Source organism: Rhodanobacter aciditrophus (assembly GCF_050026795.1).
GTDB lineage: Bacteria > Pseudomonadota > Gammaproteobacteria > Xanthomonadales > Rhodanobacteraceae > Rhodanobacter_A.
The window spans coordinates 642,088-658,193 of sequence record NZ_JALBWP010000012.1; the positions used below are offsets into that span (position 1 = coordinate 642,088).

Below are 16,106 nucleotides of genomic sequence, written 5' to 3' on the forward strand. Positions count from 1 at the left end.
TCGGGACCGATCCCTAATCTACGCGGCTCACGCAGCCCGAAGGTTCGCGCGACACCTGCCCAGGTGGCGGAATTGGTAGACGCACTAGTTTCAGGTACTAGCGGGTAAAACCGTGGAGGTTCGAGTCCTCTCCTGGGCACCAATTGTAGACGAAGCCCGCCGCGATGCGGGCTTTGTCGTTTCTGCGATCCGCGTTCACTCGGGTGCATGATCCGCCGATGCCGTCCTCGCCGCACGCGCTCGCTGCCCGTCGCCATTGGGTGTTCGACCTCGACGGCACGCTGACCGTCGCCGTGCACGACTTCGCCGCGATCCGCCGCGCGCTGGCGATCCGCGACGGCGAGGACATCCTCGCCCATATCGCCGCCCTGCCAGGGCACGAGGCCGACGCCAAGCGCAGATGGCTGCTCGAGCACGAACGGGCGCTTGCGCTGGCGTCGCGCCCGGCCGCCGGTGCGGTGACGCTGGTGCGCGCGCTCGCGGCGCGCGGCTGCCGCCTCGGCATCCTCACCCGGAACCTGCACGAGCTGGCCCTGCTCTCGCTGCAGGCGATCGGCCTGGCCGACTGCTTCGCGCCGGCCGACGTACTCGGCCGCGAGGACGCGCCGCCGAAACCCCACCCCGCGGGGCTGCAACGCCTGGCCGAGCGCTGGGCGACCGATCCCTCCCGGCTGGCCATGGTCGGCGACTACGCCTACGACCTGGCCTGCGCCCGCGCCGCTGGCGCACAGGCCGTGCTGGTGAATCTGCCTGACAATCGCTGGCCCGACCTCGCCGACTGGCACTTCGCCGACTGCGCCGCGCTGATGGGCGCGCTGGACGGCACGCCGGATCAGCCGCCCTGAGCCGGCCCCTTCAGCTCGACCATGTTTCCCTGCGGGTCGTAGCAGTAGATCGACGGACCTTCGCCACGCGCACCGTAGCGCAGGCCCAGTTCGCCGATACGCACACCGTGCGCCCCGAGGTGGGCGAGGATCGCGGCCTCGTCCCAATCCTCCACGCGCAGGCAGAGGTGGTCCATGTTGTGGCCTTCCGCGCCCGGTGCGGCGCCGCCTTGCCGGCCAAGCCTGCCGTCCATGCTGACCAGGTCGATCAGCGAGGCGCCGGCGCGCAACTGCACCAGGCCGATCTCGTCCTGCCGCCGCTCCTCGCGGCAGCCCAGCACGTCGCGGTAGAAGCGCTGCATCGCCCCGATGTCGATGGCGCGCAGCACGACGTGGTCGATTTCGCCGATGCGGATCATGGAGGCTCCGGGGACGGGGGAAACCGGAGCATAACGCGACGCTTTCGCAGGGGCCGCCTTCTCCGCCGCAGCCCCTGTATAATCGGGCGCTACAAACGCATGGTGGGAGAAGCGGCCGTTCCCCGGGGGGAACGCACCGCTGCCGAAGGCGCAACGCCCGTAATCGCTCAGGCTCCATACCATCCTGCGCATAGCACTCTGGAGAGACCGGTTGAATCCGGCGCCGAAGGGGCACGAAACGCGCTCGCGCGTCTCCAAACTCTCAGGCAAAAGGACAGAGGGGCGCCCCGCGTGCGGCTCGCACGTTGACTTCGGACGCCCCTGCCATGAGCCAGACCCCCTCTTCCCTGCGCGAGCTGGAAAACCACGACGCCTTCATCGCGCGCCACATCGGCCCCAACGACGCCGAGATCGCGCGCATGCTGCGCACCGTCGGCCACGATTCGCTGGAATCGCTGACCGAGGCGATCGTGCCCGCCAAGATCAAGTCCGCCGCGCCGCTGACACTGCCGCAGGCGATGACCGAGGTGGACGCGCTGGCGAAGATCCGCGCCGTCGCCGATCGCAACCAGGTGTTCAGGAGCTTCATCGGCCAGGGCTACTACGGCACCCACACGCCGAACGTCATCCTGCGCAACGTGCTGGAGAACCCGGCCTGGTACACCGCCTACACGCCGTACCAGGCGGAGATCTCGCAGGGCCGCATGGAGGCGCTGATCAACTTCCAGACCATGTGCGCCGAGCTCACCGGCATGGAGATCGCCAACGCCTCGCTGCTGGACGAGGCCACCGCGGCGGCCGAGGCGATGACGCTGGCCAAGCGCTCGGCCAAGTCGAAATCCGACACCTTCTTCGTGTCGAAGCACGTGCATCCGCAGACGCTGGAAGTGCTGCACACCCGCGCCGAGCCGCTGGGCATCAAGCTGCACGTGGGCGACGACGCCGAGGCCGCCGGCATGGACAGCTTCGGCGTACTGCTGCAGTACCCCGACACCGTCGGCCGCATCCACGACTACCGGGCGCTGGCCGACGCCGCCCACGCGCGCGGCGCGCTGGTGGCGGTGGCCACCGACTTGCTGGCGCTGACCCTGATCGCCGCGCCGGGCGAATGGGGCGCCGACATCGTGGTGGGCAACACCCAGCGCTTCGGCGTGCCGTTCGGCTTCGGCGGCCCGCACGCGGCGTTCATGGCCTGCCGCGACGCCTACAAGCGCTCGATGCCGGGCCGCCTGATCGGCGTCTCGATCGACGCCGAGGGCAACAAGGCCTACCGCCTCACCCTGCAGACCCGCGAGCAGCACATCCGCCGCGAGAAGGCCACCTCCAACATCTGCACCGCGCAGGTGCTGCTCGCGGTGATGGCCTCGATGTATGCGGTCTACCATGGCCCCGAAGGCCTGGTGCGCATCGCGCGCCGCACGCATCGCCTCGCCGCGATCCTCGCCGCCGCGCTGGGCAAGGCTGGCGTCGCGGTGGGCAAGGACTACTTCGACACCCTGCACGTCACCGGCATCGACGCCGCCGCGATCCACGCCAAGGCGGAAGCCGCGCGCATCAACCTGCGCCGCATCGACGCCCGGAGCGTGGGCATCAGCCTGGATGAGACCGCCACCCGCGCAGACGTGGCCGCACTGGCCGCGCTGTTCGGCGCCAGCATCGAGGACATCGACGCGCTGGACGCCGCCACGGCGGACGCGCTGCCCGCGACGCTGCTGCGCAAGAGCGCGTTCCTCACCCACCCGATCTTCAACACCCACCACAGCGAGCACGAACTGCTGCGCTACCTGCGTTCGCTGGCCGACAAGGACCTGGCCATGGACCGCACGATGATCCCGCTGGGTTCGTGCACCATGAAGCTCAACGCCACCGCCGAGATGATCCCGGTGACCTGGCCCGAGTTCGCCAACATCCATCCGCTGGCGCCCGCCGCGCAGACGCAGGGCTACAAGGAGCTGATCGACGGGCTGGAGGCGATGCTGGTGGAAATCACCGGCTACGACGCCGTGAGCCTGCAGCCGAACGCCGGTGCGCAGGGCGAATATGCGGGCTTGCTGGCGATCCGCGCCTACCACCGCTCGCGCGGCGAAGGCCATCGCGACATCTGCCTGATCCCCGAGTCCGCCCACGGCACCAATCCCGCCTCCGCACAGATGTGCGGCATGAAGGTGGTGGTGACCAGGTGCGACGCGAACGGCAACGTGGACCTGGAAGACATCCGCATGCAGGCGGAGAAGCACTCGGCCAACCTCGCCGCGATCATGCTCACCTACCCGTCCACCCACGGCGTGTTCGAGGAGGACGTGGTGGCGATCTGCGACATCGTCCACCAGCACGGCGGCCAGGTGTACACCGACGGCGCCAACATGAACGCGCTGGTGGGCGTGGCCAAGCCCGGCAAGTGGGGCTCGGACGTCAGCCACCTCAACCTGCACAAGACCTTCTGCATCCCGCACGGCGGCGGCGGCCCGGGCGTGGGTCCGTGCGCGGTGAAGTCGCACCTGGCTCCGTTCCTGCCCAAGGCGTTTGCCGAAGACGGCGTGCGCACCGCCGGCACCGGCCAGGGCGCGATGGTGAGCGCGGCCAGCTTCGGCTCGGCCTCGATCCTGCCGATCAGCTGGATGTACATCACGCTCATGGGCCAGCAGGGCCTGCGCAAGGCCACCCAGGTGGCATTGCTCAACGCGAACTACATCGCCAGGCGCCTGGCACCGCACTACCCCACCCTGTACACCGGCCGCAACGGCCTGGTGGCGCACGAGTGCATCCTCGACCTGCGCCCGCTCAAGGACGCCACCGGCATCAGCGCCGAGGACGTGGCCAAGCGCCTGATCGACTTCGGCTTCCACGCGCCGACGCTGAGCTTCCCGGTGGCCGGCACGCTGATGGTGGAACCCACCGAGAGCGAATCGCAGCACGAGCTGGACCGCTTCATCGACGCGATGATCCAGATCCGCGACGAGATCCGCGCGGTGGAGGACGGCCGCCTCGACCGCGACGACAACCCGCTGCGCAACGCCCCGCACACCGCGTTCGCGGTGAGCGCCAGCGAGTGGGCCCACGCCTACCCGCGCGAACTGGCCGCCTTCCCGCTGCCCAGCCTGAAGCTGCAGAAGTACTGGTCGCCGGTGGCGCGCGTGGACAACGTCTGGGGCGACAAGAACATCATGTGCGCCTGCATCCCGATGGATGCGTACAAGGAGGAGGCGGAAGCCTGAGCTTCCGCACGTCGTACTGTCGAAGAAGCCTCGCCTTGTGCGGGGCTTCTTCGTTTGGCGGCTCGTTCAACGTCTTCGCTTCGGTTACGCCGTAAAGGGCGCTTGTGCTATCGCCAGGAACAAGGCGGTTTCGGTCGCCTGCCGGCGCCCGAGCCACTTCTCTTTGGGCCAGCAAAGAGAAGTAGCCAAGAGAAATGGCCTGGTTCAATACGCCGAAATTACAAGCAGGCTGTGTCGAGGAGGTTGGATCGGCGCTCGCCGACACGAGCTTCACAGCGGCCACGCCGCGCCGTATCTGGAAACTGAGTCTTGGTGCTTGCGATCTGGATTGATCGCGAGCTCCGGGCATTGAATCCACGGCGGCGCGCCTCACGTATGACGGATGCGCGAGTTCGTCAGGCCGCGGGGTTGTGTCGCGTGCCAGAATGCGGGCTTCAGGCGCCAACGTTTCCCCGGGATCGAGAGGTATCGCCTTGAACGCTTCCACGCTCGCCGAGCCTGTGCCCCGCGCCGCCACCACGCCGCTGCCGCGCACGCCGAACCTGCACGAGACCGATCCCGCGCGCATGCGCGCGGTGCTGCGCGAGTATTTCACCAGCACCTTCGACCGCTACGAGTCGCTGTTCGAGACGCTGGCCGTCGACGCGGCGTGGTACGAGCCGCCGATCACGCTGCGCCATCCGCTGATCTTCTACTACGGCCACACCGCCACGTTCTTCGTCAACAAGCTGCTGCTGACGCGGATGATCGAGGAGCGCATCGACCCGCACCTCGAATCGGTGTTCGCCGTGGGCGTGGACGAGATGAGCTGGGACGACCTCGACGACACCCACTACGACTGGCCGAGCATCGCCGAGGTGAAGACCTACCGCCACAAGGTGCGTGTGCTGGTCACCCGGCTGATCGACGAGGCGCCGCTGACCCTGCCGATCGGCTGGGACAACCCGTGGTGGGCCATCGTCATGGGCATCGAGCACGAGCGCATCCACCTGGAAACCTCCTCGGTGCTGATCCGCCAGCACAAGCTGGCCTACGTGAAGCCGCACCCGGCGTGGTCGCCCTGCGCGCAGACCGGCGAGGCGCCGGAGAACACGCTGGTGAAGGTGCCCGCCGGCAAGGTCGCGCTGGGTCGCGACATCGGCAGCGCCGTCTACGGCTGGGACAACGAATACGGCCGCCACGAGGCCGAGGTGCCCGCCTTCGAGGCCAGCCGCCAGCTGGTCAGCAACCGTGAGTTCCTCGCCTTCATCGAGGCCGGCGGCTATACCCAGTCCGGTTACTGGGAAGACGAAGGCAACGGCTGGCGCGAATTCGCCAAGGCCGCCCACCCCTCCTTCTGGCGCCGCTCGGCCGAAGGCTGGCACCTGCGCCTGATGACTGGCGAAGTGCCGATGCCGTGGGACTGGCCGGTGGAGGTGAACTACCACGAGGCGAAGGCGTTCTGCCGCTGGAAATCCGCGCACGGCGGCCAGCCGGTGCGCCTGCCGACCGAGGACGAGTGGTACCGCCTGTACGCCGAAAGCCGGCGCGGCGTACCCGATGGCGAAACGCCGGACGCGAACATCAACCTCGCGCACTGGGCCTCGTCCTGCCCGGTGAACCGTTTCGCGCAGGGCGAGTTCTTCGACATCGCCGGCAACGCGTGGCAATGGACGGAAACCCCGATCTATCCGTTCGAGGGCTTCCAGGTGCACCCGATCTACGACGACTTCACCACGCCCACCTTCGACGGCCGCCACAACCTGATGAAGGGCGGCTCGTGGATTGCCACCGGCAACGAGGCCGAGCCCGCCTCGCGCTACGCCTTCCGCCGCCACTTCTTCCAGCACGCGGGGTTCCGCTACGTGGTGTCGAAGCACATGAAACCCGCGCCCGCCTCGCACTACGAGACCGACAAGCTGCTCAGCGAGTACGCCGAGTTCCACTACGGCGACAGCTACTTCAGCGTGCCGAACTTCCCTCAGGCGCTGGTGGAGCTGGCGATGACGGCGCTCGGCGACGCGCCGAAGCGCGCCGCGCTGGATCTCGGCTGCGCCTCCGGCCGCGCCAGCTTCGAACTGGCGCGCCACTTCGGCCACGTCACCGGCGTGGATTTCTCCGCGCGCTTCATCGGCCAGGGCGCGGCGCTGGCGCGCGGCGACAGCCTGCGCTACCTGCTGGCCGACGAAGGCGAGCTGGTCGAGTACAAGTCGCGCAGCCTCGCCGAGCTGGGCCTCACGGACGTCGCCCACAAAGTGGAGTTCTTCCAGGGCGACGCCTGCAACCTCAAGCCGCAGTTCACCGGCTACGACTTCATCCTGGCCGCCAACCTGATCGACCGCCTGTACAACCCCGCGCAGTTCCTCGAAGCGATCCACGAACGCCTGAACCCCGGCGGGCTGCTGATGATCGCCTCGCCCTACACCTGGCTGGCGGAACACACGCCGCGCGCAGACTGGCTGGGCGGCTTCAAGAAGGACGGCGAGAGCTTCACCACGCTGGACGGCCTCGACGCCGTGCTCGGCGCGCATTTCGAGCGGCTTGGCGAACCACAGTCGGTGCCATTCGTGATACGCGAGACGCGGCGCAAGTTCCAGCACACCTTGTCCGAGGTGACGCTGTGGCGGCGGCGCGCGTGAGCCACTTGGGTCGCCGCATCGACGTCCCTGCGCAAACGCACGGCTGCCCGGAATCCCCCCCCTCTCCCACCGGGAGAGGGGCTGGGGGTGAGGGTCCGGACCGGTCGCAACACCTCGCCGTGCCCGAACCCTCACCCGGCTGCCGCCACCCTCTCCCGAGGGGAGAGGGGCTCATTGGCCAAGGTTCGCGCGCATTCGAATCCCGCTTCGTGGTTGCCCGGCGCGGTTCGTGGGTCCGTCCATGACGTTCGACTTCGACCAGCCCGTCGACCGCAGCGGCACCCATGCGCTGAAGTTCGACGGCCGCTTGCAGAAATTCGGCAGCGACGCAGTCAAACCGCTGTGGATCGCCGACATGGACTTCGCGGTGCCGGCCTGCGTGAGCGATGCCGTGGTCGCCCGCGCGCGGCATCCGCTCTACGGCTACACGCAGTATCCCGACAGCCTGCTCCAGGCGCTGGTCGACTGGTGCATGCGCCGCCATCGCTGGCGCGTCGAACGCGAATGGCTGGTGCCGGCGTCCGGCGTGCTGGCCTCGCTGTCTGCCGCAGTGCAGGCCTGCACCGTGACGGGCGATGCGGTAATCGTGCAGCCGCCGGTGTACCACGGCTTCTTCCGCGCCGTGCAGGACAACGGGCGGCGCCTGCTGCACAACCCGCTGCGTGAAACCGGCGGCCGCTACGCGATGGATCTCGCGCAACTGGAACAGCTGGCCCGCGATGGCGCGCGCGCCCTGCTGCTGTGCAACCCGCACAACCCGGTCGGCCGCGCGTGGACGCCGGACGAGCTGGACGGCATGCTGCGCATCGCGCGTCGCCATAAACTCACCATCATCGCGGACGAAGTGCACGGCGACCTCGCACTGCCCGGCGCCAGCCATCATCCGCTGCTCGGCCTCGCGCAGGCGGACGACCGCATCATCGCCCTGCTCTCGCCCAGCAAGACCTTCAACCTGCAGGGGCTGGGGCTGTCCGTGATGGTCGCGCCGCGCGCGGACCTGCGCGACGCGCTGCGACGCGCGGTCGCCGCCCTGCACCTGGGCGACGCCAATCCCTTCGCCATCGCTGCCGCCGAAGCCGCGTGGCGTGGCGGCGACGTGTGGCTGCATGCCCTGCTGGCCTACCTCGCCGGCACGCGCGACTTCGTCGCCGATTACCTGCGTACGCACATCCCCGCGATCCGCGTGGTGCCGCCCGAAGCCGGCTACCTGCTGTGGCTGGACTGCCGCGCGCTGGGCCTGAACGACGCGGCGCTGCGCGACTTCTTCGTCCACCGCTGCAAGCTCGGCCTGAACCCCGGCACCGACTTCGGCCCCGGCGGCAGCGGCTTCATGCGCATGAACATCGGCACGCCACGGCAAAATGTGGAGGCAGCGTTGAAGGCCATCGAGATGGCGTTGGGGTAACGTTGCGTATCTCGGCCAACGGCTGCTGCCACCCGAAGCGGACAGTTCAAGGGGATATCAGGATGAAATGTCGGAGGTCGTTCCTGCTGCTCTCAATGATTCTAAGCGCGTGCGCGACGACACCAAGGGGCCCCAGTACGTACAAGGGAACCTATTTTTACAACTTCGAGTATGCGTACCTGACGCCCAAAGGGATGGACGAGCGGTGGTGCGTGAACGGCGACATGTCATCTGCCGAGCTACCCAAGGATTGGGGTACCGCTGATGTGGTGGTCCAAGGGGTTGTTGGTCCGGTTGGGCGCTACGGCAATCTCGGCGCCTGCAGGCGTGTCATTAACGTGATGAAGGTGCTGCAAATCAGCAATAAGCGCGGATTTTCAGATAAATAGTCATTGTTGAAAATGTCTTCTTTCGACCCGAAGCCGCCGTTCCAATGCCAGGTCTCTCTGTCCGGCTTTGCGTTTGGTTGTTAGCCGGGCGCGGTAGAGATAAGCTTCAGCAAGAACAAGGAGTTGCGCGAGGCTCTCTTTGCGCGACGGGGGGTATGACCGGACAGACTTGTCCGTATATTCAGTGGTTCGACGTCATAAGGAGAGAGTAGCATGCCAGAGCAAGGCCACATTCGCGTCCACGGTCATGGAGAGATTGAGGTCGAATTGATCGTCTCCTACCTCGCTGACTTACGGCACGCCTACAACTCCATCCTGGTCTTCGAATCCGCCATGGATGGTCTTAGCAGAAGCTATCGCGACTTCGGTTACCCGTTCTATTACGGCAATCTTGCGTTTCATTTGCCACGCCGCGGTATTCGAGCGGCGCGAGACTGGCCGTCAACGCCCGAAGAGGTTGCCTCGCTCGTGCCGAACGTGGAGCAGCTTGTCTTAGCCGGTGTGCGCCTTCAGTCTCCCGGGTTCTGGGACTTTGTTGGTAAACTGAATCCGCTTGAAGTCATCAGGCTATACCTCAACGATCGGCATGAACGGCGTAAGGATCGCGAATACCGCGAATCGGCTGAAGCACGCAAGCTGACGCTTGAAAACCTGAAACTGGAAAACGAGGTCATAGCCAGCAGGATTCAACTGGCGAAGGAACTTGGTGCGACGGAGCGTGACCTCGCACCGCTGCTGAATGAACTCGTCTTCCGTCCGCTCACGGGCCTTGATCGACACCAAGACAAGGGCGTCATCGAGAATGTCGAAGTTCCGCGCCTTCCAGGCCAGGGGCAGTAAGGCGCGGTGACGCCGAACCCCTCCATCAAGCGGACAGTTTTGAGCCGGCTGCGCCGCCTCAAAACTGCCGCTCATGTAGAACGTTGACTGTCCGCTTCTGGCCGAAAGCAGACGCCGAGGTCTCAGCAGCGGCCACGCACTGCCGGAGCCGACCACCCCCAGAACAAAAACAAGGCCCCGCATGCGGGGCCTTGTCGTGTCACTGAGGGAAAAACTCAGCCGCCGTTCTTCGCCAGCCACGCGTCCACCGCCGGCAGGCGATCCCTGCGGACCATCATGCGGTATTCGATGTTGGCGATCACGGTATCCGCGGGGCGACGCGCACCCGGGGCGATGGTGGCCTCGTAGGCCTTGATCTTGGCGATCATCGCCGGATCGAACGAACTGCCGCCCAGCGACGGGTAGTAACGGCTGCTGGAGGTGGTGTCGACCAGCTTGTCCACCTGCGCGCGGTGCGCCATGGCGAAGTCGTAGGCCATTTCCGGATGCCGCCAGGACACCTCGCGGATCATGCCCGCGCTGTTGGTCGCACCCGGCTCGTCGGTGAGCGCGAGGTCGAGCGCGCGCTGCGCCAGCGCCTTGTCCTCGGCGAAGGCGAGCATGCCGTACAGGCGATCCTTGATCATCGGCGACTTCTCGGCCCTGGCCTGGGCGTGCAGCTTGTCCCAGGTGGCTGCATCCGCATGCCGCGCCACGATGGCGAGGATGGTCTTGCGCAGCGCTGCCGGCACCGCCTTGGGGTCGGTGGCCTGCGCGTCGTAGCGGCGGCGCACCTCCTTCAGCATGTCCTGGTCGCCCAGGTCGGCCAGCGCGCCGATCAGCTGCGTGCGCAGCAGCGTGGTGGAGGTGCTCTCGCCCGGCTTCGCGTCCCAGCCCACGCGCGCGAACACCGGCTTCAACTGCGCGGTCGCATAGGCGCGGAAGCGCTGCTGGCGCGCGTCGTCGCCGCGGTAGTACTCGTCCAGCCCGACCAGGCTGCCGGCCACCTCCGCCCAGATTTCCGGCGCGGCATTCGCCGGCGTGGCCTTGGCCATGTCGAGGAAGTCCGACACCGGCTGCAGGCCGGCCATGCCTTCGGCCCAGCTGTCGCTCATCAGGCCGAGCTGGTCGATCGGCGCGAGCTTGCCGAAGTCCTGCTTCAGCGTGGCAAGCTGCGCCGGCGCGTACAGCGTGCGGTAGTAGCCGGTCTGCCCCGCGTTCACCAGCACCGGGCCACAGCCCTGCAGCTTCATCGTGGCCTGGCCATCCACCAGCGCGTTCGCGGGCTGGCCGCCCAGCGTTTCGGCGATCACCGGCACGTGCCAGCGCAGCGGCTGCTTGTTCGGGCGGTCCTTGGTGAACTCGCCCTGGCTGAGCTTGAGGGTGGTTTGGCCGTTGCTGCACATCGCCGAGTCCACCTTGATCAGCGGCACGCCCGGCTGCAGGGTGAAGTCATGCGCCACCTGGGTGATCGGCTTGCCGCCGGCCACGCCGTCCATCGCATGCCACAGGTCGTCGGACACCGTGTTGCCGTAGGCGTGGGCCTTGAGATAGTTGTGCACGCCCTGGCGCCAGGCCTCGGGGCCGACATAGGCCTCCAGCATGCGGATCACCGCCTCGCCCTTCGAATAGGTGATGACGTCGAACGCCTGGCTGGCCTGTTCCACCGTATCGATCTTCTGCACGATCGGGTGGGTGGTGGCCACCGCGTCGCGCGACATCGCGCCTTCGCGCACGCCCACGGTATCGAGCACGGTGTTCCATTCCGGGTGCCGCTTCTCGGTCTCGCGCTCGGCCATCCACGAGGCGAAGCCCTCGTTGAGCCACAGGTTGTCCCACCAGTTCATGGTCACCAGGTCACCGAACCACTGGTGCGCCATCTCGTGCGCCTCGACGTTGAACACCGCCATCTTGTCGCCCTGGGTGGAGATCGAGGGGTCGAGCAGCATCGCGTATTCGAACGTGAAGATCGCGCCCCAGTTCTCCATCGCCGAGAAGAACTGGCTGCTGCCCGGCGCGGCGATGTTGTCCAGCTTGGGCAGCGGGTACCTGATGCCGAAGTAGTCGTTGTAGTCGTGCAGCACCGCCTTGGCCGACTCCAGCGCGAACGCCGCCTGCGAACCCTTGCCCTTCTGCATGACCACGCCGATCTCGGTGCCGTCCGAGGTGGTGGTGGCGCGGTCGAAGTCGCCCAGGCCGAAGAACAGCAGGTAGGTGGACATCTTCGGCGTGGTGCGGAACGTCACCTTCGCCAGGCCGTGGCCGAGGTCGGTCCTCGAGGCCACCGGCATGTTGCTCACCGCCATCTCGCCCGTGGGCACGGTGACCGCGAGGTCGAACGTGGCCTTGTAGTTCGGCTCGTCCCACGAGGGGATGAAGCGGCGGGCGTCGGAATTCTCGAACTGGGTGTACAGCGCGCGCTTCTGGCCGGACTCCGTGGGGTAGTCGATCGCGAACAGGCCGTTGGCCTGGGTGCCGATGGTGCCGACGTAGTCCATCGCCAGCCGGTAGTGGCCCGGCGCGATGGGCTTGACGAAGCTGAAGGTGGCGGTCTGCTTCTTTTCGTCCACCGCCACCTTGGCCACGAGCGCGACGCCCTTGCCCGTCGCCGGCGCGAGAGTCACCGAGGAGAACTTCATGCCCAACGCGTTGAGCGTGATGCTGGCGGTGGGCTTCAGCACCTGGACGTCCACCGTCACCTTGCCGTCGAAGTTCAGCCTGTCCGCGTGCGGCACGATGGCCACCGCGTAGTGCGTGGGCCGCACGTTGCGCGGCAATTGCGTGGGCGTCTGCGACACGGCGGCAGCCGCGTGCTGCGCCGGCATCGCCAGCGTGGCGCCGGCGGAAACGGCGAGCGCCAGTGCGATCGCGGAAACCAGGGACTTGCGCATCGGAACCTCTCCTTGGAGGACAACGGTGGGTGGATTGCCGCCCATGGTGGCGCCGGGCGGGACGGTCAGGAATGGCCGGAAGTCATGCCTGCCGCGGCCGCTTCGCGCCGCCTTTCGCCCGTTCCGCGCCCGCCGAACCCGGTTTTGTCGCAGGCCCGGCGCAACCCGCGGAATCGGCCGCTATGCTCGCTCCCGACGATCGGCCAGTGGGGACACCCTCGTGATCAGGAGCTTCTTCTTCGTGGCACGGCTGGTCCTCGCCTGGCTGCTCGGGCTGACCTTCGTTCTCGCCCTGGTCGCCAGCAGCGGCCCGTTCCGCAGCACGCAACCGCTGCCGGAAATCATCGTCGCCGTGGTGCTGGCGCTGGTGGTGACCGGCGCGTTCTCCCACCTGCGGCGCGTGCGCCTGATCGCCGGGCAGGTGACCCCGGATACGCTGGGCAACCGCCAGCGCCGGCAGATCGAGTTGCCGTTCGAAGCCGGTGAAGCGTTCGACATGCTCGATGCGACGATCCGCGAGCTGCCCTACACCGAGGATATCGAGAGCGCCCGCGACAGCCTGCAGGTGCGGGCCAAGGTGCGCCACCCGCATCCCTACGGCCGCGGCATGCGCGGCTGGCTCAATCCCTTCAGCTGGGTGGGCAGCTGGCGCAACCAGATCTTCGCCACGGTGACGCCGGGGGAAGGCACCGGCAGCGTCACCCTGCTGTGCGAACCGGAGAGCGGCGCCTGGACCGACTGGTTCCGCGTGGACGACGGCAGCAACCTGGTCAACGCCGATGCGGTCACCCGCGCCCTCGCCCGCCGCGTGGCGGAACGCCGCCGCCGCGAACAGCAGGCTGCCGCGCAGACCGCCACCGACAAGGAGCTGGCGCAGGCGAAGCTCAACCTGTTGCACGCGCAGGTGGAGCCGCACTTCCTCTACAACACGCTGGCCAGCGCGCAATACCTCACGCGCAGCGAGCCGGCGCAGGCGGACCGCATGCTCGGCCACCTCATCCAGTACCTGCGCCACTCGCTGCCCAGCGCGGAGGAGACCCTGTCCACGCTCGGCGAGGAACTGGAACGCGCCCGCGCCTACCTCGAGATCCTGAAGATCCGCATGGGCGCGCGGCTGGAACTGAAGATCGAGGTGCCCGACGCGCTGCGCGCCGTCAGGCTGCCACCGATGATGCTGCAGACGCTGGTGGAGAACGCGATCAAGCACGGCCTGGAACCCAAGCCCGGCGGCGGCACGGTGTGGATCTTCGCCCGCCGCGACGACGGCAGCGTGGCGATCACCGTAGCCGACGACGGCCAGGGCTTCGGCCCCACGGGCGGCGGCACCGGCATCGGCCTGAAGAACGTGCGCGAACGGCTGCAGCTGGTGTACGGCCCGCGCGCCTCGCTGGCGGTGGTGTCCAACGTGCCGGAAGGCGTGGCCGCCACGATCACCGTGCCGGCGCAGCAGGCCGCGACGAACCCGACGGAGGCGCAGCCATGACCCGCGCCGTGATCGCCGAGGACGAACCGCTGCTGCGCGACGCGCTGGGCCGGCTGCTCGGCGAAGCCTGGCCGGAGCTGGAGGTGATCGCCGCGTGCGAGAGCGGCGCCGAGGCGCTGGACGCCATTGCCACGCAGCAACCGGACGTAGCCTTCCTCGACATCCGCATGCCCGGCTTGAGCGGCCTGGAAGTGGCCGCGGCAGCCGCCGAAGCCAGCCCCGCCACGCAGGTGGTGTTCACCACCGCCTACGACCAGTACGCCATCGACGCGTTCGAGCGCGGCGCGATCGATTACCTGCTCAAGCCCATCGCCATCGAGCGCCTGGCCGCCACCGTGGAACGGCTGAAGCGCCGCGCCGGCGCCGGCCAGGCCGCCCGCGGCGACCTCGCCCTGCTGCTGCGCGAGCTGGCGCAAGGCGCCGCGCAGAGCGGCACCGCGCCGCCGCTCACCTGGATCATCGCCGGTACCGGCCGCGAGACGCGGCTGATCATGGTGGACGACGTCGCCTACTTCCGCGCCGACCACAAGTACACCGTGGCGATGACCGCCGACGGCGAGGCCCTGCTGCGCAAGCCGATCCGCGAACTGCTGGAGCAGCTCGACCCGGCCGTGTTCAAGCAGATCCACCGTTCCACCATCGTCAACCTGAAAGCGATCGCCGCCATCGTGCGCGACGACAGCGGCAAGGGCACCGTGCGCCTCAAGCAACGCCCCGAAACCCTCACCGTGAGCCAGCCCTTCATGGCGCTGTTCCGCAACATGTGACTCCCCGCGCACAGCTCGCCATGCGCGGCTGAGCGCAAGACCCAACCACCAAGGGAAAACCCATCATGCTTAAGCTGACTCTGGCCGGCTTGGCCGGCCTTTGCCTGGCCGCGTGCGCCTCGCAACCCATCGACCACCACCTGCTGCGCCTGCACGCCGAACGCGACTGCCAGGTACGCGCCGCCGTCGCGCCCGCCTACGCCGTGGACAGCACCGGCGTTGGCCTGCGCAACGTCGCGTTCGACCGATGCATGCGCGCCGCGGATGTCGCGAAAGCGCGTTAAGCCGCGCCCTCGCGGCGCGGCAACCGCCAGCCCGGCCGCACGAAGTGGCAGGTGTAGCCGTCGGGGTAGTGCTGCAGGTAGTCCTGGTGCTCGGGTTCGGCTTCCCAGAAATCGCCCAGCGGCTGCACCTCGGTGACCACCTTGCCCGGCCACAGGCCGGAGGCGTCCACGTCGGCGATGGTGTCCTCGGCGATGCGCCGCTGCGCCTCGCTGGCGTAGAGGATCATCGAACGGTAGGAACTGCCGCGGTCGTTGCCCTGCCGGTTCGGCGTGCTCGGATCGTGGATCTGGAAGAAGAACTCCAGCAGCCCGCGGTAGCTGATGCGCGCGGGATCGAACACGATCTCCACCGCCTCGGCATGCGTGCCGTGGTGGCGGTAGGTGGCATTGGGTACGTCGCCGCCGGCATAGCCCGTGCGCGTGGACAGCACGCCCGGCTGCTGGCGCAGCAGTTCCTGCACGCCCCAGAAGCAGCCTCCGGCGAGCACGGCGCGCTCGGTAGCCATCATTCGCCCTCCACCTGGTCGAGGTACGCGCCGTAGCCCTGCGCCTCCATCTCGGCGCGCGGCACGAAGCGCAGCGACGCGGAGTTGATGCAGTAGCGCAGACCGCCGCGCTCGGCGGGGCCATCCGGAAAGACGTGCCCCAGGTGGCTGTCGCCCTGCGACGAACGGACCTCGGTGCGGATCATGCCGTGCGTGGTGTCGCGCAGCTCGCGCACGCTCGCCGGCTGCAGCGGCCTGGTGAAGCTGGGCCAGCCGCAGTGCGAATCGAACTTGTCGGAGGAAGCGAACAGCGGCTCGCCCGACACCACGTCCACGTAGATGCCCGCGGCCTTGTTGTGCAGGTGTTCGCCGGTGCCGGGGTACTCGGTGGCGTTCTCCTGCGTGACGCGGTATTGCTCGGGCGTCAGGCGCGCCAGGGCTTCGGGTGTCTTGCGATACTCGGGCATGGCAGGTCTCCAGCGGTGGATCGACGCCGATCGAGATGGG

The 16,106-nt window shown here is 67.9% G+C and carries 13 protein-coding genes, 1 tRNA gene and 1 riboswitch; of the genes, 10 read left to right on the forward strand and 4 right to left on the reverse strand.

Annotated features, from left to right (window positions below):
* Positions 1-57: 57 nt before the first annotated feature.
* A tRNA-Leu gene (locus ACQGNW_RS16085) sits at positions 58-142 on the forward strand.
* Between the two features lie 76 nt (positions 143-218).
* Positions 219-845 carry an HAD family hydrolase gene (locus ACQGNW_RS16090; RefSeq protein ID WP_426664243.1) on the forward strand — a complete coding sequence of 209 codons (627 nt, stop codon included), beginning with the start codon at positions 219-221 and terminating at the stop codon, positions 843-845.
* On the opposite strand, the gene ACQGNW_RS16095 is transcribed toward ACQGNW_RS16090, so the two are convergent.
* Positions 833-1,243 carry a VOC family protein gene (locus ACQGNW_RS16095; protein WP_426664244.1) on the reverse strand — a complete coding sequence of 137 codons (411 nt, stop codon included), beginning with the start codon at positions 1,241-1,243 and terminating at the stop codon, positions 833-835. The two genes, ACQGNW_RS16090 and ACQGNW_RS16095, sit on opposite strands and share 13 nt — an antisense overlap.
* A 188-nt stretch (positions 1,244-1,431) precedes the next feature.
* Positions 1,432-1,531, forward strand: a riboswitch (glycine riboswitch).
* Positions 1,532-1,569: 38 nt separating this feature from the next.
* On the opposite strand from ACQGNW_RS16095, the gene gcvP reads away from it, so the two are divergent.
* The 5 genes from gcvP (at position 1,570) to ACQGNW_RS16120 (ending at position 9,710) form a co-directional block, all read left to right on the forward strand.
* Positions 1,570-4,458: an aminomethyl-transferring glycine dehydrogenase gene (gene gcvP / locus ACQGNW_RS16100; protein ID WP_426664245.1), complete on the forward strand. Its 2,889-nt coding sequence runs from the start codon at positions 1,570-1,572 to the stop codon at positions 4,456-4,458.
* 473 nt (positions 4,459-4,931) lie between these two features.
* Entirely contained in the window at positions 4,932-7,076 is a 2,145-nt protein-coding gene (gene ovoA / locus ACQGNW_RS16105) for a 5-histidylcysteine sulfoxide synthase (protein WP_426664246.1), read from the forward strand.
* Between the two features lie 241 nt (positions 7,077-7,317).
* A complete protein-coding gene (locus tag ACQGNW_RS16110) occupies positions 7,318-8,481 on the forward strand; it encodes a MalY/PatB family protein (RefSeq protein ID WP_426664248.1) in 1,164 nt (387 codons plus the stop codon).
* A gap of 212 nt (positions 8,482-8,693) precedes the next feature.
* Positions 8,694-8,870, forward strand: a complete 177-nt coding sequence (locus ACQGNW_RS16115) for a hypothetical protein (protein ID WP_426664250.1) — start codon at positions 8,694-8,696, stop codon at positions 8,868-8,870.
* A 213-nt stretch (positions 8,871-9,083) separates the two neighbouring features.
* Positions 9,084-9,710: a hypothetical protein gene (locus tag ACQGNW_RS16120; RefSeq protein ID WP_426664251.1), complete on the forward strand. Its 627-nt coding sequence runs from the start codon at positions 9,084-9,086 to the stop codon at positions 9,708-9,710.
* Between the two features lie 215 nt (positions 9,711-9,925).
* Here ACQGNW_RS16120 and ACQGNW_RS16125 read toward each other — a convergent pair whose 3' ends face one another.
* A complete protein-coding gene (locus ACQGNW_RS16125) occupies positions 9,926-12,580 on the reverse strand; it encodes a M1 family metallopeptidase (protein WP_426664253.1) in 2,655 nt (884 codons plus the stop codon).
* A gap of 220 nt (positions 12,581-12,800) precedes the next feature.
* Between ACQGNW_RS16125 and ACQGNW_RS16130 the strand changes: the two genes are divergently transcribed.
* From ACQGNW_RS16130 to ACQGNW_RS16140, 3 genes are all read left to right on the forward strand, one after another.
* The gene (locus tag ACQGNW_RS16130) at positions 12,801-14,063 is read left to right on the forward strand and encodes a sensor histidine kinase (RefSeq protein WP_426664254.1); all 1,263 of its coding nucleotides are present in this window, start codon (positions 12,801-12,803) and stop codon (positions 14,061-14,063) included.
* Positions 14,060-14,830, forward strand: coding sequence for a LytR/AlgR family response regulator transcription factor (locus ACQGNW_RS16135; RefSeq protein ID WP_426664256.1), 771 nt, complete (start codon positions 14,060-14,062; stop codon positions 14,828-14,830). The genes ACQGNW_RS16130 and ACQGNW_RS16135 overlap by 4 nt, the downstream gene beginning before the upstream one ends.
* A 65-nt stretch (positions 14,831-14,895) precedes the next feature.
* A complete protein-coding gene (locus tag ACQGNW_RS16140; protein ID WP_426664257.1) occupies positions 14,896-15,114 on the forward strand; it encodes a hypothetical protein in 219 nt (72 codons plus the stop codon).
* On the opposite strand, the gene msrA is transcribed toward ACQGNW_RS16140, so the two are convergent.
* Together msrA and msrB are read right to left on the reverse strand one after the other, a co-directional pair.
* Complete coding sequence (gene msrA / locus ACQGNW_RS16145; protein ID WP_426664258.1) at positions 15,111-15,620, reverse strand: peptide-methionine (S)-S-oxide reductase MsrA; 510 nt, start codon at positions 15,618-15,620, stop codon at positions 15,111-15,113. The genes ACQGNW_RS16140 and msrA overlap by 4 nt on opposite strands.
* Positions 15,620-16,066, reverse strand: a complete 447-nt coding sequence (gene msrB, locus ACQGNW_RS16150; protein ID WP_426664259.1) for a peptide-methionine (R)-S-oxide reductase MsrB — start codon at positions 16,064-16,066, stop codon at positions 15,620-15,622. The genes msrA and msrB overlap by 1 nt, the downstream gene beginning before the upstream one ends.
* Positions 16,067-16,106 lie beyond the last annotated feature (40 nt).